Origin of the sequence: Thalassococcus sp. BH17M4-6 (genome assembly GCF_049323015.1) — a bacterium.
Taxonomy (GTDB): domain Bacteria; phylum Pseudomonadota; class Alphaproteobacteria; order Rhodobacterales; family Rhodobacteraceae; genus Puniceibacterium.
Map to the genome: position 1 here is coordinate 147,647 of NZ_JBMPGU010000007.1, position 25,231 is coordinate 172,877.

27 protein-coding genes are annotated in these 25,231 nt (G+C 64.8%); 12 read left to right on the forward strand and 15 right to left on the reverse strand.

Translation table 11 applies throughout. The annotated features are described in order from the left end of the window. Positions 1-41: 41 nt before the first annotated feature. On the forward strand, positions 42-239 hold the full coding sequence (locus tag ACOXXX_RS11950; RefSeq protein WP_422826815.1) for a hypothetical protein: 198 nt from the start codon (positions 42-44) through the stop codon (positions 237-239). A 24-nt stretch (positions 240-263) separates the two neighbouring features. On the opposite strand, the gene ACOXXX_RS11955 is transcribed toward ACOXXX_RS11950, so the two are convergent. From ACOXXX_RS11955 to phnG, 3 genes are read right to left on the reverse strand one after another with little or no spacing between them, the layout of a single operon-like run. After that, positions 264-1,352, reverse strand: a complete 1,089-nt coding sequence (locus ACOXXX_RS11955) for a carbon-phosphorus lyase complex subunit PhnI (RefSeq protein WP_422826816.1) — start codon at positions 1,350-1,352, stop codon at positions 264-266. After that, positions 1,352-1,915, reverse strand: a complete 564-nt coding sequence (phnH, locus tag ACOXXX_RS11960) for a phosphonate C-P lyase system protein PhnH (protein ID WP_422826817.1) — start codon at positions 1,913-1,915, stop codon at positions 1,352-1,354. Before phnH ends, ACOXXX_RS11955 begins: the two co-directional genes overlap by 1 nt. Next, positions 1,915-2,370 (reverse strand): phosphonate C-P lyase system protein PhnG, encoded by a 456-nt coding sequence (gene phnG / locus ACOXXX_RS11965; RefSeq protein WP_422826818.1) that lies wholly within the window; start codon positions 2,368-2,370, stop codon positions 1,915-1,917. Before phnG ends, phnH begins: the two co-directional genes overlap by 1 nt. 81 nt (positions 2,371-2,451) lie before the next feature. Between phnG and phnF the strand changes: the two genes are divergently transcribed. Beyond that, positions 2,452-3,180, forward strand: a complete 729-nt coding sequence (gene phnF / locus ACOXXX_RS11970) for a phosphonate metabolism transcriptional regulator PhnF (RefSeq protein ID WP_422826819.1) — start codon at positions 2,452-2,454, stop codon at positions 3,178-3,180. A gap of 60 nt (positions 3,181-3,240) precedes the next feature. On the opposite strand, the gene ACOXXX_RS11975 is transcribed toward phnF, so the two are convergent. The 5 genes from ACOXXX_RS11975 to phnC all read right to left on the reverse strand — a co-directional run bounded on the left by ACOXXX_RS11975 (position 3,241) and on the right by phnC (position 7,894). After that, positions 3,241-3,858, reverse strand: coding sequence for a DapH/DapD/GlmU-related protein (locus ACOXXX_RS11975; RefSeq protein WP_422826820.1), 618 nt, complete (start codon positions 3,856-3,858; stop codon positions 3,241-3,243). After that, complete coding sequence (gene phnE / locus ACOXXX_RS11980; protein ID WP_422826821.1) at positions 3,858-5,171, reverse strand: phosphonate ABC transporter, permease protein PhnE; 1,314 nt, start codon at positions 5,169-5,171, stop codon at positions 3,858-3,860. The genes ACOXXX_RS11975 and phnE (ACOXXX_RS11980) overlap by 1 nt, the downstream gene beginning before the upstream one ends. Further along, entirely contained in the window at positions 5,168-6,043 is an 876-nt protein-coding gene (gene phnE / locus ACOXXX_RS11985) for a phosphonate ABC transporter, permease protein PhnE (RefSeq protein ID WP_422826822.1), read from the reverse strand. The genes phnE (ACOXXX_RS11980) and phnE (ACOXXX_RS11985) overlap by 4 nt, the downstream gene beginning before the upstream one ends. A 67-nt stretch (positions 6,044-6,110) precedes the next feature. After that, complete coding sequence (phnD, locus tag ACOXXX_RS11990; RefSeq protein ID WP_422826823.1) at positions 6,111-7,019, reverse strand: phosphonate ABC transporter substrate-binding protein; 909 nt, start codon at positions 7,017-7,019, stop codon at positions 6,111-6,113. A gap of 59 nt (positions 7,020-7,078) precedes the next feature. After that, positions 7,079-7,894 carry a phosphonate ABC transporter ATP-binding protein gene (gene phnC, locus ACOXXX_RS11995; RefSeq protein WP_422826824.1) on the reverse strand — a complete coding sequence of 272 codons (816 nt, stop codon included), beginning with the start codon at positions 7,892-7,894 and terminating at the stop codon, positions 7,079-7,081. A 313-nt stretch (positions 7,895-8,207) separates the two neighbouring features. On the opposite strand from phnC, the gene ACOXXX_RS12000 reads away from it, so the two are divergent. Next, a complete protein-coding gene (locus ACOXXX_RS12000; RefSeq protein WP_422826825.1) occupies positions 8,208-8,402 on the forward strand; it encodes a hypothetical protein in 195 nt (64 codons plus the stop codon). Between the two features lie 24 nt (positions 8,403-8,426). Here the strand turns inward: ACOXXX_RS12000 and ACOXXX_RS12005 are convergent, their stop codons facing one another. Then, positions 8,427-9,536 (reverse strand): iron-containing alcohol dehydrogenase, encoded by a 1,110-nt coding sequence (locus tag ACOXXX_RS12005; RefSeq protein WP_422826826.1) that lies wholly within the window; start codon positions 9,534-9,536, stop codon positions 8,427-8,429. Between the two features lie 278 nt (positions 9,537-9,814). Continuing rightward, positions 9,815-10,714, reverse strand: a complete 900-nt coding sequence (locus ACOXXX_RS12010; RefSeq protein ID WP_422826827.1) for a LysR family transcriptional regulator — start codon at positions 10,712-10,714, stop codon at positions 9,815-9,817. Positions 10,715-10,898: 184 nt separating this feature from the next. On the opposite strand from ACOXXX_RS12010, the gene ACOXXX_RS12015 reads away from it, so the two are divergent. The 9 genes from ACOXXX_RS12015 to ACOXXX_RS12055 all read left to right on the forward strand — a co-directional run bounded on the left by ACOXXX_RS12015 (position 10,899) and on the right by ACOXXX_RS12055 (position 19,466). Next, a complete protein-coding gene (locus ACOXXX_RS12015) occupies positions 10,899-11,909 on the forward strand; it encodes a hydroxyacid dehydrogenase (RefSeq protein WP_422826828.1) in 1,011 nt (336 codons plus the stop codon). Positions 11,910-11,911: 2 nt separating this feature from the next. Beyond that, positions 11,912-12,592 (forward strand): RraA family protein, encoded by a 681-nt coding sequence (locus tag ACOXXX_RS12020; RefSeq protein WP_422826829.1) that lies wholly within the window; start codon positions 11,912-11,914, stop codon positions 12,590-12,592. Positions 12,593-12,619: 27 nt separating this feature from the next. Then, positions 12,620-13,573 carry a Bug family tripartite tricarboxylate transporter substrate binding protein gene (locus tag ACOXXX_RS12025; protein WP_422826830.1) on the forward strand — a complete coding sequence of 318 codons (954 nt, stop codon included), beginning with the start codon at positions 12,620-12,622 and terminating at the stop codon, positions 13,571-13,573. 95 nt (positions 13,574-13,668) lie between these two features. Beyond that, positions 13,669-14,130, forward strand: coding sequence for a tripartite tricarboxylate transporter TctB family protein (locus ACOXXX_RS12030; protein WP_422826831.1), 462 nt, complete (start codon positions 13,669-13,671; stop codon positions 14,128-14,130). Positions 14,131-14,133: 3 nt separating this feature from the next. Next, entirely contained in the window at positions 14,134-15,633 is a 1,500-nt protein-coding gene (locus ACOXXX_RS12035) for a tripartite tricarboxylate transporter permease (protein WP_422826832.1), read from the forward strand. Between the two features lie 104 nt (positions 15,634-15,737). Then, entirely contained in the window at positions 15,738-16,706 is a 969-nt protein-coding gene (gene dctP, locus ACOXXX_RS12040; protein WP_422826833.1) for a TRAP transporter substrate-binding protein DctP, read from the forward strand. Position 16,707: 1 nt separating this feature from the next. Then, complete coding sequence (locus tag ACOXXX_RS12045) at positions 16,708-17,223, forward strand: TRAP transporter small permease (RefSeq protein ID WP_422826834.1); 516 nt, start codon at positions 16,708-16,710, stop codon at positions 17,221-17,223. Continuing rightward, on the forward strand, positions 17,224-18,516 hold the full coding sequence (locus tag ACOXXX_RS12050; RefSeq protein WP_422826835.1) for a TRAP transporter large permease: 1,293 nt from the start codon (positions 17,224-17,226) through the stop codon (positions 18,514-18,516). Next, positions 18,513-19,466, forward strand: coding sequence for an SMP-30/gluconolactonase/LRE family protein (locus ACOXXX_RS12055; protein ID WP_422826836.1), 954 nt, complete (start codon positions 18,513-18,515; stop codon positions 19,464-19,466). The genes ACOXXX_RS12050 and ACOXXX_RS12055 overlap by 4 nt, the downstream gene beginning before the upstream one ends. 59 nt (positions 19,467-19,525) lie before the next feature. Here the strand turns inward: ACOXXX_RS12055 and ACOXXX_RS12060 are convergent, their stop codons facing one another. From ACOXXX_RS12060 to ACOXXX_RS12080, 5 genes are read right to left on the reverse strand one after another with little or no spacing between them, the layout of a single operon-like run. Continuing rightward, entirely contained in the window at positions 19,526-20,473 is a 948-nt protein-coding gene (locus tag ACOXXX_RS12060; protein WP_422826896.1) for an ABC transporter substrate-binding protein, read from the reverse strand. A 39-nt stretch (positions 20,474-20,512) separates the two neighbouring features. Then, positions 20,513-21,511 (reverse strand): ABC transporter permease, encoded by a 999-nt coding sequence (locus tag ACOXXX_RS12065; protein ID WP_422826897.1) that lies wholly within the window; start codon positions 21,509-21,511, stop codon positions 20,513-20,515. After that, a complete protein-coding gene (locus ACOXXX_RS12070) occupies positions 21,511-23,025 on the reverse strand; it encodes a sugar ABC transporter ATP-binding protein (RefSeq protein ID WP_422826837.1) in 1,515 nt (504 codons plus the stop codon). The genes ACOXXX_RS12065 and ACOXXX_RS12070 overlap by 1 nt, the downstream gene beginning before the upstream one ends. Continuing rightward, positions 23,022-24,164: a Gfo/Idh/MocA family protein gene (locus ACOXXX_RS12075; RefSeq protein ID WP_422826838.1), complete on the reverse strand. Its 1,143-nt coding sequence runs from the start codon at positions 24,162-24,164 to the stop codon at positions 23,022-23,024. The genes ACOXXX_RS12070 and ACOXXX_RS12075 overlap by 4 nt, the downstream gene beginning before the upstream one ends. Further along, positions 24,161-25,219, reverse strand: a complete 1,059-nt coding sequence (locus tag ACOXXX_RS12080) for a sugar phosphate isomerase/epimerase family protein (RefSeq protein WP_422826839.1) — start codon at positions 25,217-25,219, stop codon at positions 24,161-24,163. The genes ACOXXX_RS12075 and ACOXXX_RS12080 overlap by 4 nt, the downstream gene beginning before the upstream one ends. Positions 25,220-25,231: the final 12 nt, after the last annotated feature.

The following is a 25,231-nucleotide window of genomic DNA, read 5'->3' on the forward strand; positions in this document are numbered from 1 at the left end:
TTCAATGCCGACCCAAGGATGCACTTGATCATGGAGGCGATATGTCGACGTTGTTTTTCCTGCTGCCGTCCCTGGCCGTGGTTGCGATTGCTGTGATTGCAATCGATCTGATGATTGGCCGGGCCATCTTGTGGCTTTCACCGATCCTGGCCGACGACGTGGCCGGGCCGGACGGTTGGCTGCTGGACACGCAAGGCGCGAAGGGCGTGTTCGACCGCCGCCCGCGTTTGCCGGTCTAAAGCGACAGGACGAAAGGGGCCGGGTCATTCCGCGGCCTCTTGTGCGCTGCTTGCGCCCGCCTCGCGGCGCAGCTTGCGGACCAGTTCCAGTTCGGACTGGAAATCCACGTAATGCGGCAGCTTGATATGTTCCAGAAAGCCCGTCGCCTGGATGTTGTCGGCGTGATAAAGCACGAATTCCGTATCCTGGGCCGGCGCGCCGACGTTGTCTTCGCCCAGCTCCTCCCAGCGCAGCGCGCGGTCCACCAGCGCCATCGAGATGGCCTTGCGCTCGCTCTGGCCAAAGACCAGCCCGTAACCGCGGGTGAATTGCGGCGGCTCGGTCTTTGAGCCCTTGAACTGGTTCACGGTCTCGCATTCGGTCAGGCAGACCTCGCCGATCTCGACGGCAAACCCCAACTCGGGGATGTCCATTTCAACCGTCACCGTGCCGATCCGCAACTCGCCCACGAAGGCGTGGTTGCGGGCATAGCCGCGCTGCGTGGAGTAGGCGAGCCCGAGGGTAAAGCCTTCGTCCGCCCGTGCCAGCGCCTGCAGGCGAAGCGCGCGATCTGCCGGCATCTCGAGCGGTTCGCGCGTCAGGTCAGGCGGCGGCGTGTCGTCCTCCGGCGCCTCTTCGATCAGGCCTTCGCGATTCAGGAACTCCGTCACGTGGGGCACGGCGCCGGGCGTGGCTTCGCGCGTGGGGGCGGCGGGCACTGCGCCGTCGGCGGCGAGTTTGAAGTCGAGCAGGCGATGGGTGTAATCGAAGGTCGGCCCCAGAACCTGTCCGCCCGGTAGATCCTTGAACGTGGCCGAAATGCGCCGATCGCAGTTCATGGCGCCTGTATCCACAGGCTTTGATGCCCCGAACCGCGGCAGGGTCGTGCGGTAGGCGCGGATCAGAAAGATCGCTTCGATCAGGTCACCGCGCGATTGCTTGATCGCCAGCGCGGCAAGGTCGGGGTCGTAAAGCGACCCTTCGGCCATCACCCGGTCCACCGCCAGTTTCAGCTGTTCGCGGATCTGCGCGATGCCAAGCTCGGCGACGTTGGTGTCGCCCCGCCGCTCTTCGCCAAGCCAGGCATGGGCGCTTTCGATGGCGCGTTCGCCGCCTTTGACCGCCACGTACATCAGGATACCTCGGTGGTTCGCGGCAGGGCGGCAAGCTGTCGGCCGCTGGTGAAGATGAAGTCGAGCCCAAGCGGAAAGAGCGCGCGGTTCGCCTGAAAGGCCGCGATCTCGGGCAGCGACAGCGCGGCCTGCGACGGGATGCCGGGCCCCCGCAGCGTCGCACCCGAGGCGGTGAGTTCGTCGCATTCCACGATCAGCGTGGCGGAGCGGTCGGGGTACTGCGCGCTGCCGATCGGATAGGTGGTCAACGGCAGCAGCGCGTCCCACGTGCCGACGGCAAACATGCAGTGCGACGGGCCTGCCACCGGCGCCCCGGTGTGAAAGGCAAGCCAGGCGCGCACGTCAACGGTGTCGGCGGCCCCGGCCAGGTAGACGGGCGTGTCGGTGTCGCACAGGGTCAGCAACACGCCGCCCGCCGCCGTCGACAGCGGCGCGGGCGGCGCCGCGCCGGTGATGTCGCGACGGATGCCGGGGCGGGCCATCGCCTCCATGATGCTGCGGAACGCGTGTGCGGATTGAACGGCGGGGGTGTCGAACCCGCCCGAGAGGGTGTCGGCCCGCATCAGTCTTCCCCCCGGGTCATGGTGAAGAATTCGACCCTGGTCGCCGCGGCCTTGGCAGCGCGCGCCGATTTTGCCGCTGTCTGCTCTGCCGCGAGGATGTCCAGAACCGCCGCGCGCACCTTTGCCGCGTCCGGTCCCTGCATCAGGGCATCGACCAGCGCCGCCGCTTCGGCATCGGCTTTTCGCCGCCCCTGGATGTAGGCATGCCCGACCTCGCCAGTGTCGAGAGACAGCGCGCAGCGCGTGACCGTCACCTCGCCAAGGTTGAACGGCGCACCGGTCGCCCCGGCGCGGCCCCGCACCATGGTGCTGCCGATCTCGGGCGCGCGCAGCCAAGTGAAGGGCGGGCGCGTCATCGCCGCATCGAGCAGGGCGGCAACGCGCCCCTCGGGCGCCTTGGCCAGAAGGCTCATCCAAGCCTTGCGGTCAGGGTTTTCGTCGAAAGCGTCTTTCATCTCGACAACTATTCCAGATACTATACAACTATACACATATTAGCAGATTTGCGGTCCGAAGACAGGGGAGATTTGTGAAAATTGCGTGACGCGTCCGGCAAGACTCCGATCTGGCAGGCCATTGCCGATGCTCTGCGCAGCGATCTGGCAGAGCGGCGGTATGGCCCCGGTGACAAGCTGCCGACCGAGGCGGCGCTGGCCGAACGCTTTGGTGTCAACCGCCACACGGTGCGGCACGGAATCTCTGCCCTGGTCGACGAAGGGTTGGTACGGACGCGGCGCGGGTCGGGCGCCTATGTGGCAGCCCCGCCGACGGATTATCCGCTGGGTCGGCGCGTCCGGTTTCATGAAAACCTGATCGCCGCGGGGCGTTCGCCGGCAAAGCGCGTTCTGCTGGTCGAGGAACGGTCCGCCACGGACGGCGAGGCGCGCGCGCTCGATCTTCCCCCCGGCGATCTGGTCTGCGCCTATCACGGCCTTTCGCTGGCGGATGGCCAGCCTGTCGCGCTTTTCGAAAGTATCTTTCCGCTGGCGCGCCTGCCCGGAATCAGCGCGGCGTTCAAGGCAACCGCCAGCGTGACCGAAGCGCTGCGCGTCGCGGGGGTTGCGGACTACACCCGCGCCTCTACCCGCGTGACCGCCGTCCGCGCCTCGGCCACGCAGGCCCTGCACCTGCAACTGACGGAGGGTGATCCGCTGCTCAGAACCTCTGGCGTGAATGTGGACGAAGCGGGGGTGCCGGTCGAGTTCGGGCGCACGTGGTTCGCCGGGGACCGGGTGACCCTGACGCTGGAGGGCCTGGGGGTTTGAATGAAGGGCTAGGACCTGCGCCGCGATCCGGACCGCCACACGCGGGATCGCAGGGCCGGATCAGCGTTCATACTTGTCCAGAAACGCCTCGGCGCTGAGGGTTCTGAAATCCGCCAGCGCGGCGCGCAGCGCGTCATGCGACCAATCCCACCACGCCAGTGCGATCAGACGGTCGGCGATCGCGGGCGGCTGGCGCGGGCGCAGCGGTGTCGCCGGCGTGCCCGCGACGATGGTGTAGGGGGCCACGTCCTTGGTCACCACGGCCCCGGCCGCGACAACCGCGCCGTCGCCCAGCGTCACCTCGGGCTTGATCATCGCCCCGGCCCCGATCCAGGTGTCGTGGCCGATATGAGCAGTGCGCGATCTGCGGCGGGCAAAGAACGCCTCGTCCCGTCGGGCATCGTCCCAATAGTCGTCAGAGCGGTAGAGGAAATGATGGCAGGCCGCCGTGTGCAACGGATGATCCGTCGCGCCGATCCGGGAAAAGGCGGCGATGTTGGCGAACTTTCCGATCCGGGCGTTGGCGATATCGGCATAGCGGTCGCAATAGCTGTAATCGCCGAAGATCGTGTTCGCGACGCGGCTGCCCTTCCCGATCTCAACGTAGGCGCCAAAGATGCTGTCGCTGACCTCGCAGTCGGGATGGACAAAAGGCGTGTTGGCGGAAAGGCGAGGCATCAGTCCTTGCGTCCGATCAGCCTGCCGCGCAGCCAGCCCGAGAACCAGTCCATGAACATCACCATCAGGACGATCAGAACGATGTAGTACGCGACCTCTTCCCAGTCTTTCTGGGTCTGGATCGCCTGGGTCAGCATCAACCCGATCCCGCCGCCGGTGATCGCGCCGATGATGGTGGCCGAGCGTGTGTTGGATTCGAGGAAATAGAGGATCTGCGCCAGCAGCACCGGCACAACCTGCGGGATCACGCCGAAGCGGTAGCGTTGCAGCGGCTTGGCGCCGGTAGACGCGACGCCCTCGATCTGCTTGCTGTCGACGTTTTCCAGCGCTTCCGAGAAGATCTTGCCGAAGGTGCCCGTGTCGGTGATCAGGATCGCCAGCGCACCCGTCAGCGGGCCGGGGCCAAAGGCGCGGGCCAGCACAACGGTCCAGATCAGCGCATCGACCCCCCGCACGAAATCAAACAGCCGCCGCGTGGCCGCCCGCAGGATCATCAGCGGGGAAAAACGCTTGGCCGCGACAAAGGCCAGCGGCAGTGCGATCATCGCAGCGCCCATGGTGCCAAGGAACGCCATCAGGATCGTTTCGCCAATCGCCCAGGCCACGTCCTTGTGCCGCCACATGGCGTTGTTCCACCAGTCCGACACCGCGCCGCTGATATTGCCGCGGGCGGGGTCGATCCGGTCGCCGAACAGGATGGAGCCAAGGCCCTGCCCGTGATAGGGGCTGTCGAGCGTGAACCAGAACAGCTCCCACCCCGGGAAGTAGTTGAACACCTCGGTGCGCGCGCCGGTCATGGTGATGCGCCCTTCGGGCGTGGTGATCGCGATGCGGCGGTTCGAGGCGGAAATCCAGTCGGGCAGATCGTCCGGCAGGTTGGAGGAGAGGCTGCGGCCCTCGGCCCGTACCTCGATAAGCTCAAAGCCGGGAATGTCGATTTCGGTCCGGTTTTCCGGCAGGTAGCGCACGATGTGATCACCGCCGAGGTCGATGGTGACGATCTCCTCTCCGCTGACCCAGTCGGGGCGCATACCCTCTGGATAAGTGCCCTTGCGTTCGCCCTCGATGGCATAGGTGACCTCGCCCGACCGGTTGTCGCGGGTCACGTGCACCTTGTGCGACCAGCTGTCCGACGCCAGCGTGACCGCATTGTCCAGGCTGGCCCGCTGCGCAAGGCCGGGGATGTCGAAGGCAAAGAAGATATAGGTCAGGTAAAGCAGGATCACCGCCGGGATGCCGAAGGCGACCAGCCGCTTTCGCTGAAACAGCGCATCGGTCTCTTGCTTGGTCAGGGTCAGATCCGCTGCGGTCATTGGCCGTGCCCCTCTGTCAGTCGGTTGCGGTAGTGGCTTGACAGCTGATCGAAGAACACGATCGTGCCGAAGAGCAGGATGAAGATGGCCGCCGCCTCGTCAAAGCGGCCGGGGCCCCAGGCCATGGCGTTGCGCAGCTCGTACCCCAGGCCGCCCGCGCCGACAAAGCCCAGGATGGCAGAGGCGCGAATGTTGATCTCGAACCGCAGCAGCGCGTAGCTGAGGTAATTCGGCGCGACCTGCGGCAGCACGCCCAAAAGCATGCGCTGCATCCAGCTTGCCCCGGTCGAGGCAAGCCCTTCGACAGGTTTCAGATCGGCGTTTTCCGCCACTTCCGAAAACATCTTGCCAAGCGCGCCGGCGGTGTGGATGGCAATGGCAATCATCGCGGGCACCGGGCCGCCGCCCAGAACGAAGATCAGCACCAGCGCGATCACGATCTCGGGCACCGCGCGCATGATGTCCGAAAAGCGCCGGAACAGCGGAATCAGCCGCGGCCATTTGGCCAGGCCCCTGGTGCCGAGAAAGGACAGGAACAGCCCGGCAATCGCCCCGATCAGGGTCGACACGGCGGCGATGTTGACGGTTTCTACCAGCGCAGGAAAGAATTTGACGATCAGGCCGGGAAGATCGGCGCGCTTTTCCCACGCCTCCGAAAGCACTTCGGCGGGGTAGTCGCCGACATTGTGCAACCCGTCCCAGAAACCGCCGGCGTTGCGAGCGTCGGCGATGTTGAAGCCCGACACCATCAGGACGACAAAGATCAGCAGGGTCAGCCCGCCATAGAGTCTGCGCCGCTGTACCTGCGCCATATAGCTGGACTGAATGCTGTTCACGCTGTGTGGCGCGCTGCTGAGTGATGTCTCTGCCATCCTGCCCCCGGGCACAAAAAATTCCGGCAGCCCCGTTAGGAGCTGCCGGAGACGTCATTGAAATGGCTTAGCCGCCGATCTTGGCCTTGCGGGCCTCGATGACGGAAATATAGGCGTCGTGCCCGATCGGGTCGAAGCCGAGCGTATCGCCCGCCGCGACGCCGTAGGCGCATTCGGGATCCGTTTCATAAAGCGTGTCGACCAGTTCGGTCATCTTCGCCTTCACGTCATCCGGCAGGCCGGTGCGCAGCACGACCGGGCCTTCGGGGATGACGTTGGATTTCCAGATTTCAACCAGGTTGTTCATGTCAACGAGGCCCGCATCGACGGCCTTGCGCAGGGCGCCCGAATTGTAGCCGTCTTCCCAGTTGCCCTGGGCATCGGCCCAGGTCACGCCGCCGTCGATGTCGCCGTTGGCCACTGCGACGATGGTCTGTTCGTGACCGCCGGTGAAGGTCACCTCGCCGAAATAGTCACCCGATTCCATGGTGGCGCCGGTCTGGGCGGGGATCTCGATCGACGGGATCAGGTAGCCGGAGGTCGAATTCGGGTCGCCGAAGCCGAACACCTTGCCCTTCATGTCCTCGAGCGAGGTTATGCCGCTGTCCTTGCGGGCGAAACCGATGGAATGGTAGCCGTAGGAGCCGTCGAGGTTGATCTTGACCAGCACCGGTTCCACCGCTTCGGCATCCTGCAGGTAGACGGCCGCGTAGCTGGAGGCGCCCAGCCACGCCATGTCGAGCGTACCGCCCAGCAGGCCCTGGATGACGCCGTTGTAGTCGGCCGGAGCAAAGAGCTTGGCTTCGACGCCAAGCGCCTCGGAGGTGTATTCCTGCAGGCAGGAGAACGAGGTCATGCGGTCCTGAGCGTTTTCGCCACCCAGAATGCCGATGCGGAATTCGCTGATGTCCTGGGCGAAGGCGCCGGTGCTCAGGGCGGTGGTGGCGGCAAGCGCCAGTACGAGGGTCTTTTTCATCGTTCTCTCCGTTGGGTTTGATGAAAATTTCCCGCGCCGATCACGCGGGATGAACTGGCTCAGACGTAGGCTTCCGCCTCGCGGACCTCCGCCTTGTCCAGTGTTTCGATTTCGGTCGAGGTCGCGGCTTCGGAAAAATCCGCGCCCGCACCGTAGATGTCGCGCGCCACCCCGGTGGTCAGCTGCGCGGGCGTGCCGTCAAAGACGATCCGGCCATCGCGCATGCCGATCACACGGTCACAGTAGCGGCGTGCGGTATCCAGCGTGTGCAGGTTGGCGATGACCATGCGCCCGTCTTCCTCGTGGATCGCGCGCAGGGACTGCATGACCACCTGTGCGTTCATCGGATCGAGTGATGCGATGGGTTCGTCCGCGAGGATGATCTTGGGGTCCTGCATCAGGGCGCGGGCGATGGCGACGCGCTGCTGCTGCCCGCCCGACAACGCCTCGGCCCGTTTCGGGGCCTGTTCGGCGATGCCCAGGCGATCAAGGATTTCGATGGCCTTGTGGATGTCGGACTGGGGGTAAAGGTTGAACATCGTCGCGAAGGTCGACCGCCGGTTCAACGTGCCGTGCAAGACGTTCGACACGACATCCATACGCGGCACCAGGTTGAACTGCTGAAAGATCATCGCGCAGCGGGATTGCCAATGACGCTTGGCCGCGCCGCGCAGAGCGGTGATGTCCTCGCCTTCGAAGGTGATCACGCCGCTGGTGGCATCGCTCAGCCGGTTGACCATGCGCAGCAGCGTGGATTTCCCGGCCCCCGACCGGCCGATGATCCCGATCATGGTCGGCTTGTCGACAAGGATGCTGGCCGCATCCACAGCCGTCTTGTCCCCGAACCGCTTTGTCAGCGCGTCGATCTTCAGCATGCCACCCCCTTGGTTGGGAGCCGCGTAAATCGGTCAGGCGACAGCTGCGTGACGGTTTTGATTCAGGTTCTTTGCATTTGTGCAACGAATTTGTGACAAGCCCTGCCCTGACGGGCTTTGCCGGATCCGACCGCGGCGCAACAGTCATAAAAACTTATCCACAGGCCGTCATGAAACTGTTACATTTCACGACCTGATCGCTTAGGCTTTGTGCATGTCCCTTCGTTTTTTGCCCCTGCTCGCCCTTTCCATCGCCCTTCCAAGCGTCGGGCAGGCAAAGATGTCCGACCTCAGCTGCGATGACAGGGGGCGCATGACAACTATGCTCACCACCGTCCTGGGCGCTGAACGTCAGGGGATGGGCCTGCGCGATCCCGACACGATGCTCGAGGTTTGGGTCAGCCGCGGCAACGGCGAATGGCTGATCGTGCAGAACTATGCCAACGGCACGTCCTGCATCGTCGCCATGGGCGAACATTGGGAACCTGCCGATCCGGGGCCGGCCTAGGCCCGCGCTGCTGGCAAGCCGGGGTCACATGCTGTTTCGCAGGATCTCTAGATAATCCTCACGCGTGGCCGTGCGCGGGTTCGTGGCGTGGCAATGATCCTTGAGCGCCGCATGCGATACATCTTCGATCATCGCGTCGGTCACGCCCATGGCCCGCAACCCCGAAGGCATGCCGATCCGCGCGTTCAACGCGGTGACATAGCTGTCGGGCGCGTCGCCCATCAGGGCCGCCATGACATCCCATTTGTCGCCGATCACCGGCCGGTTGAAGCGCAGGACTTCCGCCAGAAGCACCGCGTTCAGCGTGCCGTGGTGCAGGTTCAGCTCCCGGATCGCGCCAAGCGGATGGGTCAGGGCGTGGACCGCCCCCAGCCCCTTCTGAAAGGCCATGGCCCCTTCCAGCGCCGCGGCCATCATGTCGCGCCGCGCGGTGCGGTTCTGGCCATCCTGCGTTGCGGTTTCCAGAGACCGCAGCGCGCAGCCCAGCCCGTGCAGGGCGATCCCGTCGGCGGGCGGGTTGAAGGCCTGCGACATGTAGGTCTCGAGGCAGTGGGTCAGCGCATCCATCCCGGTCGCCGCAGTCAGCCCGGCGGGCAGCCCGTAGGTCAGTTCCGGATCGCAGAGCGCGATGCTGGGCAAGAGGTAAGGCGACAGAAGACCCAGCTTGCGCCCGTCTTCGGTGATGATGACAGCGGCACGGCCCACCTCGGATCCGGTGCCGGCAGTGGTGGGGACCGCGATCATCGGCGCGATATCGGGGCCGATCTTGCCTGCCCCGCCGTTGACAAAGGCGTATTGCCCCAGCGGCGCGGGGTGCCCCGTCAGGATCCGCACGGCCTTGGCCAGGTCGATGGGAGACCCGCCGCCCAGCCCGATGATCCCGTCGCATCCCTCTTCGTTGTAAATGGCAAAGGCATCCATGGCTGCGGCTTCGGTCGGGTTCGCGGGCGTCCTGTCATAGATCGCGGCGGTGCCGACAAGCTCTGCCACCTGCGCCACAAGGCCCGTCGCGGCCAGCCCTGCGTCGGTCGCAATGAGCGGGCGTTTGATGCCAAGGTCCGACAAAAATTCCGGCAGGCGATTAATTTCGCCTTCGCCGAACTCGATCCGGGTCAGATAGTTGATCTGTGCCATGGTGTCGGGTGTCCTTTGGTCAGGTGGTGGGGTGTCCATCGGTGACGTTTTGCAAGACGTGTGCGCCCAGGACCAGCTTTGCCAGGGCTTCGGAGGATCGGCCCTGTGCTGTGGCTCGATCGCTGTCCGACCGGGTGGACAAGGGATGCGGGGCGGCGCGCATGTCGATCTCGGAGTCCGTCTGACAGTGCATTGATCTGACGATTGATTCTAGTCATCCGATGAGCCAAGGGAAACATCTCTCTGCAGATGACCTGACGACCCTGGAACAGGCGCGGTCAGGATCGTGCCGGGCGGTCGACGCCGTAATCGCCGCAAAGCTCCGACAGGACCGCGTGCAGCCGCGCGATGATTTCAGCCCGGGGTGACGCGGTCCGCTCCACGATGCCGATCTGGCGGTTCACCTGCGGCGTGCCAAAGGGCAGGCGGGTGATGTTCAGATCCTCGGGTTCCTGCAAGGCCACGTGGGGCACCACCGATATGCCCAAACCCTGCCGCACCCCGGTGACGATGGACCCGATGGTGTCAATCTCGGCCACGTCATTGGTCACAACGCCGAGGCGCGACAGTTCGGTGTCGATCAGGTTGGCCAGCGGCACGGCGCTGCGAAAGCGGATATAGGGGCGGGTGTTCAAAAGCTCGATCGGGTCGCTTGCCTCCATGCCGCGCGGCGCGATCAGCCAAAGCGGTTCACGTAGGAACGGGCTCCACCGCAGGGCACCGGGAAAGCCCAGGTGTTCCGCCACGATGGCCGCGTCGAGCCGCCCGGCCGCCACGTCGGCGATCAGCGTGCTCGAAAGCGAGACCCGCAGGTTCGGCTTGAGATCGGGATAGCGCTGCCGCATCTGCACCAGCGCCCGGGGCAGGAGGTTCAGCGCGCTTGACCGGACCGACCCCAGCATCAGCGTCCCGGCAATCTGATCGCCGCGCAGGCTGGCCTTCGTATCTTCTTCGCGACGCAGGATGTCCTTTGCCATTTCAATGACCTGAAGCCCCTCGGGCGTCGTGCGTGGCGGGCGGGTGCTGCGGTCGAAGATGGTCACGCGCAGCTCTTCCTCGAGCGCGTGAACCTGCTGGCTGACGGCCGACGGCGTCAACCCGACCACATCCGCCGCCTGCGCAAAGGTGCCGTGCGATTGAATGGCAAGAAGGGTCCTGAGCTGCCGGGTGTCCATCATCAAATCCAGTTATTCTAAATTTAATAACCAGAAATCCGCGCTTTTGTGAAGACAAACTTGGTATTAGGGTGCCCAGTCAAGGAGGACCCCGCAGCCCGGTTCGGGAGACCGCTGCGGACCAATCGAGAGAACAGACAGGAAATGGCGCGACCCGATAGTTCGGGACGCCGTGGAGACACGCGCGATGAGCAAGACAATCCTTGTGACGGGACCAGACCTTGATCCGGCGGCTGCGCAACTGGTGGCGGAGCATGGGTACGAGACGGTGCACACCCCGCCCTATGCCGACAGCGCGGTGATCTCGGACTACCTGATCGAGACCGGCGCAGATGGGATCGTGTCGCGCATGGGCCGTCTGGATGCCGCCGTGATGGATGCGGCGCCGCAGCTCAAGGTGATCTCGAAACACGGGGTCGGGGTCGACAATATCGACATCCAGGCCGCCGCCGACCGGGGCATTCCGGTGCTGGTTGCCACCGGTGCCAACGCGGTGTCGGTCGCCGAACACGCGATTGCGCTGCTGCTCGCGACGGTCAAGCGCATTCTGCCGCTGGACGCGGGCCTGCGCGCCGGGCGCTGGGACAAGCCGGGCTTTTCCGGGCGCGAGATTGCCGGGTCGACCATGGGGCTGATGGGCATGGGCGCGATTGCCCAGGCTACGGGCCGCATGGCCAAGGGCCTGGGTCTGACCCTGGTGGGCTTTGACCCCTACGCGCCCGACAGCGCATTCGAGGAGCTGGGCGTCACACGCTGTACCACGGTCGAAACGCTTTTCGCGCAGTCCGACATCCTGTCCCTGCATTGCCCGCTGACCGAACAGACGCGCGGCCTCCTGAACGCTGACAGCATCGCGCAGATGCCCCAGGGCGCTTACGTCATCAACACCGCACGCGGCGGGCTGATCGACGAGGCCGCGCTGGTCGATGCGATCCGGGCGGGCCATCTGGCGGGGGCGGGGCTGGATACCTTCTCGGTAGAGCCGCCCAGCCCGGACCATCCGTTCTTCGCCGCGCCGGAAATCGTGCTGACCCCGCATGTCGGCGGCGTGACCCGCGAGGCCGGCGCGCGTGTCGGCGTGGATGCGGTGCGCGGGATCTTTCAGATCCTGGCTGGTCAGCCCGTCGCCCCCGAACGCATCATCAACCGCAAATTGCTGGCCGCCGCCCGGGCGGAGCTTGCCAGCGTGGAGAAATAGCCATGACCATCGGTTTCCGCATCCTCAAACGCGACCGCGTCGCCCCTGCCGACATCGTCGCGGAATTCGCCAAGCTGCCGGTCGCCAACGTGTCCGACAGCATGTCGCGCATGACCGCAGGCGGGCCGACCCTGCGCCCGATGCACACATCCGGCGGCATGGCGGGTGTCGCGCTGACGGTCAAGACGCGGCCCGGCGACAACCTGATGCTGCACGCGGCCATCGACCGCGCGGTGCCCGGTGATGTGATCGTCGTCGACGCCGGCGGCGCGCTGGACAATGCGTTGATGGGCGAGCTGATGCTGGCCTATGCGATCAAGCAGGGCGTCGTGGGCTTTGTCATCAACGGTGCGATCCGCGATCTGGACCAGTTCCGCGAAATGAACCTGCCCACATGGGCGGCGGGTGTGACCCATCGCGGCCCCTACAAGGACGGCCCGGGCGAGATCAACGTGCCCGTGGCGCTCGACGGCATGGTGATCCATCCCGGCGATATCGTGATCGGCGACAGCGACGGCGTGCTGTGCGTGCCCATTGACGCGGCCGAAACCGTGCTCAAGGCCACGCAGGCGAAATCGGATGCCGAGTTAAAGCAGATGGCCGCCATTCAGGCCGGAACCAACGACCGGGCCTGGGTCAACCGCACGCTCAAGGAACGCGGCTGCGCCCTGCCCGAGGACTGAATCACCCGCATGCAAAGGAGGAGTAACATGCTCAATATCTTCAAGAAGACCGCCATCGCCAGCGCGATGTGCCTTGCCGCAGGTGCGGCGCTGGCTGAATATCCGGAAAAGCCGATCGAGGTGATCGTCGGTTACTCCGCAGGCGGCGGCACCGATGTGATGGCCCGCACCGCGGCGCCCTTCATCGAGAAATACCTGGGCGAAGGCGCGAGCCTTGTGGTCAAGAACATGCCCGGTGCCTCGGGCCAGATCGGCGTGACCGAGGCGGCCAACGCCGAACCCGATGGGTACACGCTGGGCACCTTCAACCTGCCGGGCATGATGGCCCGCACCATCGACCGCGAGGCGGATTACGACCGCGAAAGCTTTACCTACCTCGCCAACGTCGTGAACGATCCCAACGTCATCGTGACATCGAAAGGCAGCGGCCTGGACACGCTGGACAAGCTGATCGCCGAGGCCAAGGAAAACCCGCTGGCCGTGACCGTCGGCATGTCGTCGCTGGGCGGCGATGACCACTTTGCCCTGATCAAGCTCCAGAACGCCACCGAAACCGAATTCACCATCGTGCCGTTCAAGGGCTCCGCGCCCGCGCGCACCGCGCTGCTCGGTGGTCACGTGGCCATGGGCATCCTCAACATTTCCGAAGTGGCCGAATTTCAGGACCAGCTGAACGTGCTGGGCGTCGCCACGACCGAGCGGTCGGAATTCGCCCCCGACCTGCCGACCTTTCAGGAGCAGGGGCTGGACCTCGTGAACGGCTCCATGCGCGGGTTCATCGCGCCCGCCGGGCTGCCCGAGGATGTGCAGGCCAAGCTGCTGAACGCTTTCACGCAGCTGTCGGACGATCAGGAATTCCTTGATGCCATGGCCGCGACCGCCAACCCGGTCGAAGTCGTGACCGGCGAGGATTTCAAACAGCTGACCTCGGACCTCTATGACCTCGCCAACAGCGTGTGGGAAACCACGCCCTGGAACTGAGGCGACGCGCGTGAGGGGGCTTTCTCCCTCACGCCTTCCGTCCGGTGAGGGGGCGCCCCCTCATGCCACTCATCCCTCACACCAAAGGCAAATCCATGCCCGAGAGCCGCAATTCCCGCCTGACCCGGCCCGAGACCCTGACCGCGCTCGGTATCATCGTGACAGCCTGCGGGTTCCTCATCCCGACCTCCGACCTGCGCGCGATCTCTGCGCTCTTGCCCGCCGTCATGCTGATCGGCCTGATCGTGCTGTCGGTCCTGCTGTTGCTGGCGGATCAGCGCAAGGCGGCAGAGGGGGTGCCCGCACAGCCCATGACCAAATCACCAAAGCGGGTGGTCGGGGCCTTCTTTCTGATCGTCGCCTATGCGCTGGCCACCGATTTCATCGGCTTCTACGTCAGCACCGTTGCGACCATACCGCTGGTCGCGTGGATCTTCGGCTATCGCAGCCCTGTGGGGCTCTTGATCGCCACCGTGATCGTCACAGGCACCATCTGGGCGATCTTCGATTTCGGGATGAGCCAGGAATTTCCCTCCGGCCGTCTGTGGGGGCGCTGAGCCATGTATGCCGATCTTCTGCACGCCTTGCCGGACGTCTTTGCCTTTACCAACTTCGCCGCCGTCATCATCGGCGTGATCGCGGGCATCGTCGTCGGCGCCATGCCAGGCCTTTCGGCCACCATGGCGATTTCGGTCCTCGTGCCCTTCACATTCGGGCTTGAACCGCTTGTCGCGCTCGGCCTTATGGCGGGCATCTACAACGGCGCCATGTACGGTGGCGCGATCCCCGCCGTGCTGCTGCGCATCCCCGGCACGCCTGCCGCCGTCGCCACCACCTTTGATGGCTACCCGATGGCACAGAAGGGCGAAGGCGGCTTTGCGCTGCAAGTCGCCGTCGTGTCGTCGGCCTTCGGCGGCATCGCCTCGGCCTTTGCGCTGATGCTGCTGGCCCCGCCGCTCAGCCGCGTGACCCTGCTTTTCGGCCCGTCCGAGGTGTTCTGGGTCGCGGTCTTCGGGCTTGCCTCGATCATCTTCCTGCTGGGCGGCAACCCGGTCAAAGGTCTGATTTCGGCCTGCTTCGGGGTCTTCGTTTCGGTCATCGGATCGGACCCGATCTATGGCAACGACCGCTTCACCTTTGGCCAGCTTGAGATGCTGGACGGCATCAACATCGTGATCCTTCTGGTCGGCCTCTATGCGCTGCCGCCGGTGATTGACCTGCTGGAAACCCCGCTCAAGACCGATGGCGTCAACAGCTCCAAACTGGGGACAGAGCCGATCTGGAAAGCCCTGCCGCGGATGAAATACCTGAAGACGTGGCTGCGCGGGTCGTTCATCGGTATCTGGATCGGCATCCTGCCCGGCGCGGGCGGCTCAATGGCGGCCTTCATGTCCTACAACGAGGCGCGCCGCACCTCGAAGACCCCCGAGACCTGGGGTGAGGGAGAGCCTGAGGGCGTCGCCGCCGCAGAGGTCGCCAACAATGCCGATACCGCGTCGGCGCTGATCCCGGCGCTGACGCTGGGCATCCCGGGCACCGCCGTGGCGGCGGTCATGCTGGGCGGCCTGCTGGTGCATGGTCTTCAACCGGGGCCGATGCTGTTCAGGGACAATCCCGACATCGTCTTCGGCTTCATGTGGCAGTTCCTGTTCGGCGCGATCCTTCTGGTGCTGCTGGGCGGCTCGCTGGCCACCAACTCCTTCGCGCGGCTGCTGAACCTGCCGCGTCCGCTACTGGGATCGGTGATCATCGTGCTCATGCTGATCGGCGTCTATTCGATCCATGGCCGCATGTTCGACGTCTACCTGATGCTGGGCTTTGGCGCGATCGGCTGGGTGATGGACCGGCTCAAGTTCCCGCTGCCACCCGTCGTGCTGGGCCTGATCCTGGGTGGTTTTGCCGAGGAAAACCTACGCCTTGCCCTGCGGATCGGACGCGGTGATCCGATGGTGCTGTTCCAGAACACCACCAGCCTGATCCTGGTCGCGCTGACCGTGGCGGTGATCGTCGGGCCGACTCTGAAAAAGCGCTTTGTCGACAGCCGCAAGTCCACCGCGTGAGGACCGGCCCGCCGCGGCGCAGGAAAAACCTCTTGCGCCGCGGCGAACACCCAAAAAACCGGGCCACACGTCCCGGCCGAACGATTGAAAACTGGAGGAAAATCATGACGTTCAAAACCCTTGGCGCCGCTGCGCTGATCGCCGCTTCCACCACCGTCGCGCATGCCGACGACTGGACCGCCTACACCTACTCGTCCGTCTCCACGACCTCTGCCGTGAAGGGCATGAACCGCATCGTGGAGCGGGTCGCGGCAGATACCGACCTGACCATCGACCTGCACCTGGGCAAGACGCTGCAGATCGCCTCCGCCGACATCACGCAGGCCGTGGGCGACGGCATCATCGACATGGCGGCGGATTTCTTCTTTTCCGGCTCCGTGCCGCTGGCGCGGGTGCTGAACCTGCCGATGCTGATCGAGAATGACGAGGAATGGGCCAAGGCCTACGCCGCGATGGAACCGACGTTGGAGGCGGCCTTTGCTCAGCAGGGCGTGGTGCTGTTGGGGGGCTACCGCTATCCCGAGCAGACGATCTTTACCACCTTCGAGATCAACGGCCTTGCCGACCTTGAGGGTCACAAGATCCGCGTGACCTCGCCCGAGCAGGGCAAATTCATCGAGGAATTCGGCGGCGCGCCGATCACCCTTTCCGGCTCCGAAGTGCCAACCTCGCTGGAGCGTGGCGTGATCGAGGGCGTGCTGACCGCGTCGGCAGGTGGCGCCAAGAACTGGCACGAATTCCTGCCCTACAACTACCGCTTCTCGGTGAACTACGGCAACTCGATGATCATCGCCAACCAGGACAGTTTCGACGCACTGTCCGAGGACACCCAGGCCAAGCTGCGCGAGATCGTGGCCGAAGAGGGCCCCAAGACGACCGAAGCCTTCCTTGAGGACGAGGAGGCGCAGAAGGCGTCGCAGGCGCAGGCGGGCATGACGCTGGTCGAGGCCGCCGATGGCGATGCGGAGATGGCGAGCGAAAAGCTGGCGCCGTTCTGGGAAGCCTGGGCCGAGTACAACGGTCCGGAATACGTCGAAGCCCTTGCCACCGTGCGCGAAGCCATCGGCAAGTAAGATGCAAGCGCAAAGCAAAACGGGGCCGGTTTCGGCCGGCCCCCTCTTCGACATCGCCGCGCGCATCACCGGCGCGGCCACCGGGCTCGTGCTGGTGGGGCTGGTCACGCTCGTCTGCCTCGAGGCGCTGCTGCGCGGCGGCTTCAACTATTCGCTGGGCTTTGCAGAGGAGCTGACGGGCTATGGCGTCGTCTTCGTGACCTTCTTCGGCGCAGCGCTCAGCTTGCGCGGCCACGCGATGTTCCAGGTGCATTTCCTGCTGGATACCTGGCCCGAGGGCACACGCCGCTGGCTGATCCGCGTCTTTGTCCTGATCGCGCTGGTGATCTGCGTGATCCTCGCGTGGAAGACGAAGGACCTGACGCTGTCCTCCTTCTCGCGCGGCAAGTTCGCCCCGACCGTCCTGCGCACGCCCTTGTGGATCCCGCAAATCATGCTGCCGCTCGGGTTTTCCGTGCTGGCGTTCTTTCTGGTCGAGCAATTGCTGCTGACCTTCCGCAAATCCGGGGACAAGTAAATGGAAGCGATCCTCGCCTTCGGCCTGCTGATCGGCCTGATCCTTGGCGGCATGTGGGTGCAATTCGCCGTTGCTGGGGCCGGGCTCACCTATATCTGGCTGCTCAAGGGCTTTGGCGGCTGGAAGGCGCTCGGCCTCGTCAGTTGGGGCGCGGCCAACAGCTTTACCCTCGCCGCCATTCCGCTTTTTGTCCTGATGGCAGAAATCCTGCTGGGCTCGGGCCTCTCGACGCGGCTTTATAACGGCGTCGCGCCCTTCATGCGGCGGCTGCCGGGGGGCCTTCTGCACACCAATATCGCGGGCAGTGGCATCTTCGCGGCGATCTCGGGCGGCTCTGCCCCGACCGCCGCGGCCATGTCCACCGTTGCCCTGCCGGAGCTTTCGGCACGCGGCTACAACAAGCGCCTCGTCGCCGGATCGCTGGCCGCGGGTGGAACGCTGGGTATCCTCATTCCGCCCTCGATCACGATGATCATCTACGCCACTTTCACGGAAACCTCGATCGCGCGGCTCTTTGCCGCCGGTCTGGTGCCGGGCATCGTTCTGGGGCTGTGCTACATGGGGTTCATCATGGCGCGCGTGCTGATGAACCCGTCGCTTGCACCGAAGAACGACACCAAGGCCAGCGCCGGCGATCTGGGCCGCGCGCTTCTGGACATCGTGCCGTTCCTCATGCTGATCGTGATTGTCCTGGGCAGCATCTACGGCGGCTTCGCCACCCCGACCGAGGCCGGAGCCGTGGGCACCGTCGGCGCCATCCTGATCGCCGGGCTCTATCGAAAACTCAGCCTGAAGCTGCTGAAAGACGCGCTGTCGCGCACCGCGTCGATGAGCGGCAACATCCTCTTCATCGTCTTCACCTCGATGATCTTCGCCTATGCCACCGCGCTGTCGGGCATCGGAGAGGACCTTGTGGGCATGCTGGAAGAGGCCAATGTCTCCCGCCTGACGTTCCTGCTGATCATCATGGTGGTCTTCGCGATCCTCGGCTGCTTCATGGAGGGGCTGGGGATGATCGCGATCATCGTGCCGGTGATCTTTCCGGCGCTGATGGCGCTGGATGTGGACCCGATCTGGTTCGGCGTCTTCGTGGTGATCCTGGTGGAGCTTGGCCAACTGACGCCACCGCTTGGCGTGATCCTGTTTGTCGTGGCAAGTTCGTCGAACGAGGTGAAGGTCGAGGATGTGATCATGGGCACCTTGCCCTTCTTCATCATCATCGTCGCCTTCATGCTGCTGCTGATCGGCGTGCCGGATATCGCGCTCTTCCTGCCGGAGTTCACGTTCGGATGACCCCCACCTATCCCTTCCCCGAACCGGTGGTCATCGACGCCGAGGTGTTCACAGAACTGCCCGCCGACCTGCGACGGACCGGTCAGCCGTCCTACTGGGCGGAAAAGAACCGGCGCGGCACGCCTGCGGACAGTTTCCTTGAAGGGCCGTCCTTTGACCGCGACGGCAACTTCTGGTTCGTCGACATCCCCTTTGGCCGGGTCTTCCGCGCCGACACGTCGGGCGGGATCACCCAGATCGCGGAATATGAAGGCCAGCCCAACGGGTTGAAGATCCATCGCGACGGGCGGATTTTCCTCGCGGATTACCAGAACGGCATCATGCGGCTCGACCCCGACACAGGCGCCGTGACCAAGGCGCTTGGCGACGCCGACACCGAAAGCTTCAAGGGGTGCAACGATCTGCATTTCGGGCGGGACGGCGCGCTCTATTTCACCGATCAGGGACAGACCGGGCTTCAGGACCCCTCGGGCCGCGTCTGGAAATGGGTGCCCGAGACCGGCGCGCTCACCTGTCTGATCGACAAGGTGCCCAGCCCCAACGGGCTGGTGCTGGACCTGGCCGAGCATGTGCTGTTTCTCGCGGTGACGCGGGCCAATGCCGTCTGGCGCCTGCCGATGTCGCCCAGTGGCCGCGTCAACAAGGTGGGGCTGTTCATTCAGTTCTCGGGCGGGCGCGCGGGGCCCGACGGGCTGGCGCTGACGTCTGATGGTGGCGTCGTGGTCTGCCAGACCGGCATGGGGCTCGTATGGGTGCATGATGTGCTGGGACGGCCCATTGCCGTGGTGCGCAGCCCGCGTGGGCTGGGCACGACCAACTGCGCCTTCGGCGGGCCGGGGCGGCGGACGCTCTACATCACCGAGTCCGACAGCGGCAGCATCCTGAAGGCGGAGTTCCCCGCAGAGCTGGGCATCGCAGGCGCGCCGACCATGGCGCTGCAAGAGCCGTAGGATGAGAGCGCAACGACCCTAAAGCCCCGGGCGGACCGTGATCCGCCCGGGTTCGCCCATCAGAACGGGCTGTCGGGGTAGTAGAACTGCTCGGCATTGTCCTGGGTGATCAGGACCGACCCGATGGTGAAGGTGCCCGAAACCGGCGCGTTCGAGGTCATGCCGACCGCCGTCATCTCGATCGCGGTGGCGATCATCGAGGGCGGATAGGTCACGTCGGCGGGGATCATCGCGTCGCCGTCCATGACGCGCTTGACCATCTCCTTCATGCCGGCACCGCCCAGAACGAACTGGATATCGTCGCGGCCCGCTGCGTCAATCGCCGCAAGCACGCCGACCGCCATGTCATCGTCCGAGGCCCAGACAGCGTCGATCTGTTCGTGCTTGGACAGGAAATCCTGCATCACGTTGAAACTGTCGTCGCGGTTCCAGTTGCCGTGCTCCATGTCGATGATCTCGATCCCCGATCCTTCGATGGCAGACTCGAAGCCCTCGACCCGCTCGTTGTCGATGGTGGTGGGGATGCCGCGCAGCACGACGATCTTGCCACCGTCGGGCATCTGCGATGCCATGTATTCGCCCGACACGCGGCCGAAGCCGGGGTTGTCGCCCGCGACGTAGAGATCCTCGATCCCTTCGACCGACAGGCCGCGGTCCACGACCGTGACCCAGGCGCCGCCTTCGGCGACGGCCTGCACCGGTGGGGTCAGCGGATCGGATTCGAAGGGCAGCACCACGAGCGCGTCGATGTTGCGCGTGGCCACCATGTCTTCGATGTCGTTGACCTGCTTGCCGGGATCGGATGCGGTGGCCAGCACGAAGTCGAGGTTGGGATAGACTTGCTCGAGCCGTTCGACGGTTTCCTGCGCGTGGAAGTTCATGCCGCCGGCCCAGCCGTGGGTGGCGGCCGGGATCGACACGCCGATCACCTTGGTTTCGCCGTCCTGCGCCAGCACCGCGCCTGCGGTCAGCGTCAGGGCCGTGCAACCGGCCAGCATCATTTTCATATAGGACATTTTCGTTCCTCCCTTGGGTAAGCGGGGCGTTCAGCCCTTCGCCTTGGCTTCTCGCTGCAGAATCACGGCGAGAATGATGATGACCCCCTGGATCGCGCCATTGAGATAGGGCGACACCAGGTCGGTCAGATTCAGGATGTTGTCGATCATGCTCAGGATCAGGACACCGATCACTGTGCCCCAGACGCGGCCGAAACCGCCCTTGAGGATGGTGCCGCCGATGATCACGGCGGCGATGGCCTCAAGCTCCCACAGCACGCCCGTTGAGGCCGAAGCAGAGCCTAGGCGCGGCACGTACATGATCGTCGCGACGCCGACGAGCATGCCCAGCATGGCGTAGGTCATCAGGCGTGTGCGGTTCACGTTGACGTTGGAATAATGCGCCACGTGTTCGTTCGATCCGGTGGCCGCGCAGTGACGGCCAAAGCGTGCCCGGCTCATCAGGATTTCCCCGACGATGACGGTCAGGCCGAAGACGATGATCGGCCAGCTGATGCCAAGCAGACCATCGAAATAGACCGGTCGGTAAAAGGTGCGCAGCCCGAAATCGAGCGACAGCGTGCCGCCATCGGCAAGCCATGTGACAAGGCTGCGGTAGATGCCCATGGTGCCCAGCGTGACGATGAACGCCTCGATCCCCAGCGTGGTGATCAGGAACCCGTTCAAGAGCCCCGCAAGAATGCCCGCGATCAGCGCGACGGCCATGCCCAGCAGGATGATCGGGATGCCGATGCCCAGCGTTGGCAAGGCGGCGTTCATCACCAGGATCATCAGCCCCGCGATGAAGGCTGCCATGGACCCGACCGACAGGTCCAGCCCGCCCGCGGTGATGACGAAGGTCATGCCCACCGCGATGATCCCGATGAAGGCCGAGCGTGCCAGCACGTTGGTGATGTTCGCCGCACTCAGGAAGTTCGAGTTGAGCAGCGTGCCGATCACCAGCAACACGACCAGCGCGATCACCGGGCCGAGCACGCTCATCGACGGCAGGTTGCGGGATTTCGGCGGGCTCACGGTTTCGGTCGTCATCATGCCACCCTTTCGGTGCTGTCCGCGCCGACGCCCATGGCGTGGCGGACGATTGTATCTTCCGAGATCGCGTCCCCTTCGAGCGTCGCGGCCAGCCGCCCCGTCCGCATGACAAGCACGCGATCCGAAAGCCCGATCACTTCCTGCATCTCGGACGAGATCACGACGATGCCGTGCCCCGCATCGGCCAGCTGGCGCAGGAAGGTATAGATCTGTTGCTTGGTCCCGATGTCGATGCCGCGGGTCGGCTCGTCGACGACCAGGATTTGCGGATCGGACTGCATGACCTTGGCCAGCAGCAGTTTCTGCTGGTTGCCGCCCGACAGGTTGCCGACACGCACAGACCGCTGCCCGGCGCGGATGTCGAAATCCTCGATAGCCTTGTCGAGCGCACGCTCTTCGGCGCCGCGGTCGATCAGCACGCCGCCAAACTTGTGCAGCGCCTGCAGCGTCAGGTTCTCGCGCAGGCCCTTGTCGAGCAAGAGGCCCCGCAACTTGCGATCCTCGGTCAGGTAGCACAGGCCATGCGCCAGCGCGTCGCCGGGTTTGGCGATGGTGACAGGCTGGCCCGCAATCTCGATCCGTTCGGCGTTTGCGGGACGCAGACCGCACAGCCCCTCCATCGCCTCGGTCCGGCCCGAACCGATAAGTCCGGCGATACCAAGGATTTCGCCCCGGTGCAGATCGAACCCTATGCCGCTGGCGTGGCCCGGCACATCGAGGCCCCGCACGCTCAGCATCACCTCGGCCTCTGCCGGGGCGGTCTTGTCCGGGTAAAGGTCGGACACGTCGCGCCCGACCATCGCGGTCGCCATCGCGTCTTCGGAAATCTCGTGCACTGGCCCGTCGTGCACCACCGATCCGTCGCGCAGCACCGTTACGCGGTCCGCGATCTCGGCCACCTCGCCCAGCTTGTGGCTGGTGAACAGGATCGCCGTGCCGCTGTCCTTCATCGCGCGCACCTGTTCGAAAAGCACGCGGGTTTCGGTGCCGGTCAGCACCGCGGTCGGTTCATCCATGATCAGCACCCGCGCGTCGCGGCTCAGCGCCTTGGCGATCTCGACCATCTGTTTGTCCGAATTCGACAGCTTCGACACCAGCGTATCGGGATGCACCTTGCAATTGACCCGGTCCAAATATTCGCGGGTCAACTGCCGCATCCGCGTCTTGTCCAGCAGCCACCCGCGCCGCAACTCGCGACCCAGAAAGATGTTCTGCTCGACCGTCAGCTGTTCGGCCAGGTTGAACTCCTGATGGATCATCACGATCCCGGCCTCTTCGCCTTCGTGCAGGGTGTCGAATGTCACCTCCTTGCCGTCCAGCAGGATGCGCCCCGACGTGGCGGGCTGGTAGCCTGCAAGAATTTTCATCGTTGTGGATTTGCCGGCCCCGTTCTCACCGATCAGGGCCAGAACCTCGCCCGCCCGCAGCTCCAGCGACACGCCGTGAAGCACTTCGACCGGGCCGAAGGATTTCGTGACATCACGCAAGGCCAGGACGGGCGTGGTCGTCATATCGTGGTCCAGGCAGAGTTGTCGCGGGATGAGGCCACGCAGGCGCGTATGAACGACATCCCCTCCATCCCGGCCTTGATCCCCGGCAGCTTGCCCATCACCGCGTCCCGGGCTTCTCCGCCCTGTACCGCGCGGATCGCCGTCGCGGCCTCGGTGTAGATATTGGCGAACCCTTCAAGATAGCCTTCGGGGTGACCGGGCGGGATGCGGCTGACGGCGGTGGCGGGATCGGTCGCCCCGGCGCCGTTGCGGGTAATCCGGCGGGTGGGTTCGCCGTGCGGGGTGAACCACAGATAATTCGGATCTTCCTGCGCCCATTCCAGGCCGCCCTTGTCGCCATAGATGCGCAGGCGCAAGCCGTTTTCGCAGCCGGGGGCCACCTGGCTGCACCAGAGCATGCCGCGCGCGCCGCCTTTGTACCGCAGCATGATATGGGCATTGTCGTCAAGCTGCCGCCCGGCGCCAAAGCTGTGCAGGTCGGCCGCCAGTTCTGCACCCGTCAGACCGGTCACGAAGGACGCGAGGTTGTAGGCATGGGTGCCGATGTCGCCGATGGACCCGCCTGCGCCCGACCGTTCGGGGTCGGTCCGCCATTCGGCCTGCTTCACGCCCTCGGTTTCGACCGCATCGGTCAACCAGTCCTGCGGGTATTCGGCCTGAACGATGCGGATCTTGCCGATGTCGCCACCCGCCACCATCGCCTGCGCCTGCCGGATCATCGGATAGCCGGTGTAGTTGTGGGTCAGCACGAACAGCGCATCCGACGCCGCCACGGCCTGTTCCATTGCCTGGGCATCCTCCAGCGTCGCGGTCAAAGGCTTGTCGCAGATGACGTGGATGCCGCGGTCAAGAAAGGCCTTGGCCGCGGGGAAATGCACGTGATTGGGGGTGACGATGCTCACTGCCTCGATCCCGTCGTCGCGGGCGGCTTCGGCCTCGGCCATCTGCTCGAAACTGCCATAGGAACGCGCGGGATCGAGGCCGAGTGCCTCGCCGCTCGCCTTGGCCTTTTCGGGTGTCGAGGACAGCGCGCCCGCGACCAGGTCGAAATGGTCGTCGATGCGGCTGGCGATCCGGTGCACCGCGCCGATGAACGCGTCGTTGCCGCCGCCGACCATGCCAAGTCTGATTCTGCTCATCCGCCCAACCCCAACAGCTTGCGATTCGTTGCCTCGTCGATATCGCCGCCGGCGAAATCGTCGAAGGCATGCGGCGTGACGCGGATGATGTGATCCTTGACGAACTGCGCGCCTTCGCGGGCGCCGTCCTCGGGGTGCTTGAGCGCGCATTCCCATTCGACCACGGCCCAGCCGTCGAAATCGTTGGCGGCCATCTTGGCAAAGATCGCGCCGAAATCGACCTGCCCGTCCCCGGGGCTGCGGAAGCGGCCCGCGCGGTTCACCCAGGGCTGATAGCCGCCGTAGACGCCCTGACGGCCGGTCGGATTGAACTCTGCATCCTTGACGTGGAACATCTTGATGCGGTCGGCATAGATGTCGATGTTGTCCAGGTAATCGAGGCACTGCAGCACGTAGTGCGACGGATCATAAAGCATGTTGCAGCGCTTGTGCCCGTCCAGCCGTTCCAGGAACATCTCGAACGTGACGCCGTCGTGCAGATCCTCCATCGGGTGGATTTCATAGCAGACATCGACGCCGCAATCCTCGGCATGATCCAGGATCGGCCGCCAGCGGCGGGCGAGTTCGTCAAACCCCATCTCGACCATGCCCTGCGGGCGTTGCGGGAACGGGTAGATGAAGGGCCAGGACAGCCCGCCAGAGAATGTCACATGCTGCGCGATGCCCAGGTTCTTGGACGCGGTCAGCGCCTTTTTCACCTGCTCGATCGCCCAGTCGGTGCGCGCCTCGGGTTTGCCCTGCACCTCGGGGGCGGCAAAGCCATCGACCCAGGCATCATAGGCGGGATGCACGGCGACAAGCTGGCCCAGGATATGGGTCGACAGATCCGTGACCTCGACCCCGTTGTCGCGGGCCTTACCTGCCCATTCGTCACAATAGGTCTGCGAGGTGGCAAGTTTGTCCAGATCGACCAGCCGCGCGTCCCAGACCGGAACCTGCACGCCCTTGTAGCCGCAGTCTGCGGCCCATTTGGTGATCGCCTCCCAGGAATTGAACGGTGCCTCGTCGCCAGCGAACTGTGCCAGGAACAGGCCCGGCCCCTTGATGGTTTTCATGGTATTCCTCCC

What these genes read in the sequence shown, in the direction of transcription:
- ACOXXX_RS11950 (WP_422826815.1), top strand. Translation starts at nt 42, where the DNA reads ATGTCGACGTTGTTTTTCCTGCTGCCGTCCCTGGCCGTGGTTGCGATT.
- ACOXXX_RS11955 (WP_422826816.1), bottom strand. Translation starts at nt 1,352, where the DNA reads ATGTACGTGGCGGTCAAAGGCGGCGAACGCGCCATCGAAAGCGCCCAT.
- phnH (WP_422826817.1), bottom strand. Translation starts at nt 1,915, where the DNA reads ATGCGGGCCGACACCCTCTCGGGCGGGTTCGACACCCCCGCCGTTCAA.
- phnG (WP_422826818.1), bottom strand. Translation starts at nt 2,370, where the DNA reads ATGAAAGACGCTTTCGACGAAAACCCTGACCGCAAGGCTTGGATGAGC.
- ACOXXX_RS11975 (WP_422826820.1), bottom strand. Translation starts at nt 3,858, where the DNA reads ATGCCTCGCCTTTCCGCCAACACGCCTTTTGTCCATCCCGACTGCGAG.
- phnE (WP_422826821.1), bottom strand. Translation starts at nt 5,171, where the DNA reads ATGACCGCAGCGGATCTGACCCTGACCAAGCAAGAGACCGATGCGCTG.
- phnE (WP_422826822.1), bottom strand. Translation starts at nt 6,043, where the DNA reads ATGGCAGAGACATCACTCAGCAGCGCGCCACACAGCGTGAACAGCATT.
- phnD (WP_422826823.1), bottom strand. Translation starts at nt 7,019, where the DNA reads ATGAAAAAGACCCTCGTACTGGCGCTTGCCGCCACCACCGCCCTGAGC.
- phnC (WP_422826824.1), bottom strand. Translation starts at nt 7,894, where the DNA reads ATGCTGAAGATCGACGCGCTGACAAAGCGGTTCGGGGACAAGACGGCT.
- ACOXXX_RS12000 (WP_422826825.1), top strand. Translation starts at nt 8,208, where the DNA reads ATGACAACTATGCTCACCACCGTCCTGGGCGCTGAACGTCAGGGGATG.
- ACOXXX_RS12005 (WP_422826826.1), bottom strand. Translation starts at nt 9,536, where the DNA reads ATGGCACAGATCAACTATCTGACCCGGATCGAGTTCGGCGAAGGCGAA.
- ACOXXX_RS12010 (WP_422826827.1), bottom strand. Translation starts at nt 10,714, where the DNA reads ATGATGGACACCCGGCAGCTCAGGACCCTTCTTGCCATTCAATCGCAC.
- ACOXXX_RS12015 (WP_422826828.1), top strand. Translation starts at nt 10,899, where the DNA reads ATGAGCAAGACAATCCTTGTGACGGGACCAGACCTTGATCCGGCGGCT.
- ACOXXX_RS12020 (WP_422826829.1), top strand. Translation starts at nt 11,912, where the DNA reads ATGACCATCGGTTTCCGCATCCTCAAACGCGACCGCGTCGCCCCTGCC.
- ACOXXX_RS12025 (WP_422826830.1), top strand. Translation starts at nt 12,620, where the DNA reads ATGCTCAATATCTTCAAGAAGACCGCCATCGCCAGCGCGATGTGCCTT.
- ACOXXX_RS12030 (WP_422826831.1), top strand. Translation starts at nt 13,669, where the DNA reads ATGCCCGAGAGCCGCAATTCCCGCCTGACCCGGCCCGAGACCCTGACC.
- ACOXXX_RS12035 (WP_422826832.1), top strand. Translation starts at nt 14,134, where the DNA reads ATGTATGCCGATCTTCTGCACGCCTTGCCGGACGTCTTTGCCTTTACC.
- dctP (WP_422826833.1), top strand. Translation starts at nt 15,738, where the DNA reads ATGACGTTCAAAACCCTTGGCGCCGCTGCGCTGATCGCCGCTTCCACC.
- ACOXXX_RS12045 (WP_422826834.1), top strand. Translation starts at nt 16,708, where the DNA reads ATGCAAGCGCAAAGCAAAACGGGGCCGGTTTCGGCCGGCCCCCTCTTC.
- ACOXXX_RS12050 (WP_422826835.1), top strand. Translation starts at nt 17,224, where the DNA reads ATGGAAGCGATCCTCGCCTTCGGCCTGCTGATCGGCCTGATCCTTGGC.
- ACOXXX_RS12055 (WP_422826836.1), top strand. Translation starts at nt 18,513, where the DNA reads ATGACCCCCACCTATCCCTTCCCCGAACCGGTGGTCATCGACGCCGAG.
- ACOXXX_RS12060 (WP_422826896.1), bottom strand. Translation starts at nt 20,473, where the DNA reads ATGAAAATGATGCTGGCCGGTTGCACGGCCCTGACGCTGACCGCAGGC.
- ACOXXX_RS12065 (WP_422826897.1), bottom strand. Translation starts at nt 21,511, where the DNA reads ATGACGACCGAAACCGTGAGCCCGCCGAAATCCCGCAACCTGCCGTCG.
- ACOXXX_RS12070 (WP_422826837.1), bottom strand. Translation starts at nt 23,025, where the DNA reads ATGACGACCACGCCCGTCCTGGCCTTGCGTGATGTCACGAAATCCTTC.
- ACOXXX_RS12075 (WP_422826838.1), bottom strand. Translation starts at nt 24,164, where the DNA reads ATGAGCAGAATCAGACTTGGCATGGTCGGCGGCGGCAACGACGCGTTC.
- ACOXXX_RS12080 (WP_422826839.1), bottom strand. Translation starts at nt 25,219, where the DNA reads ATGAAAACCATCAAGGGGCCGGGCCTGTTCCTGGCACAGTTCGCTGGC.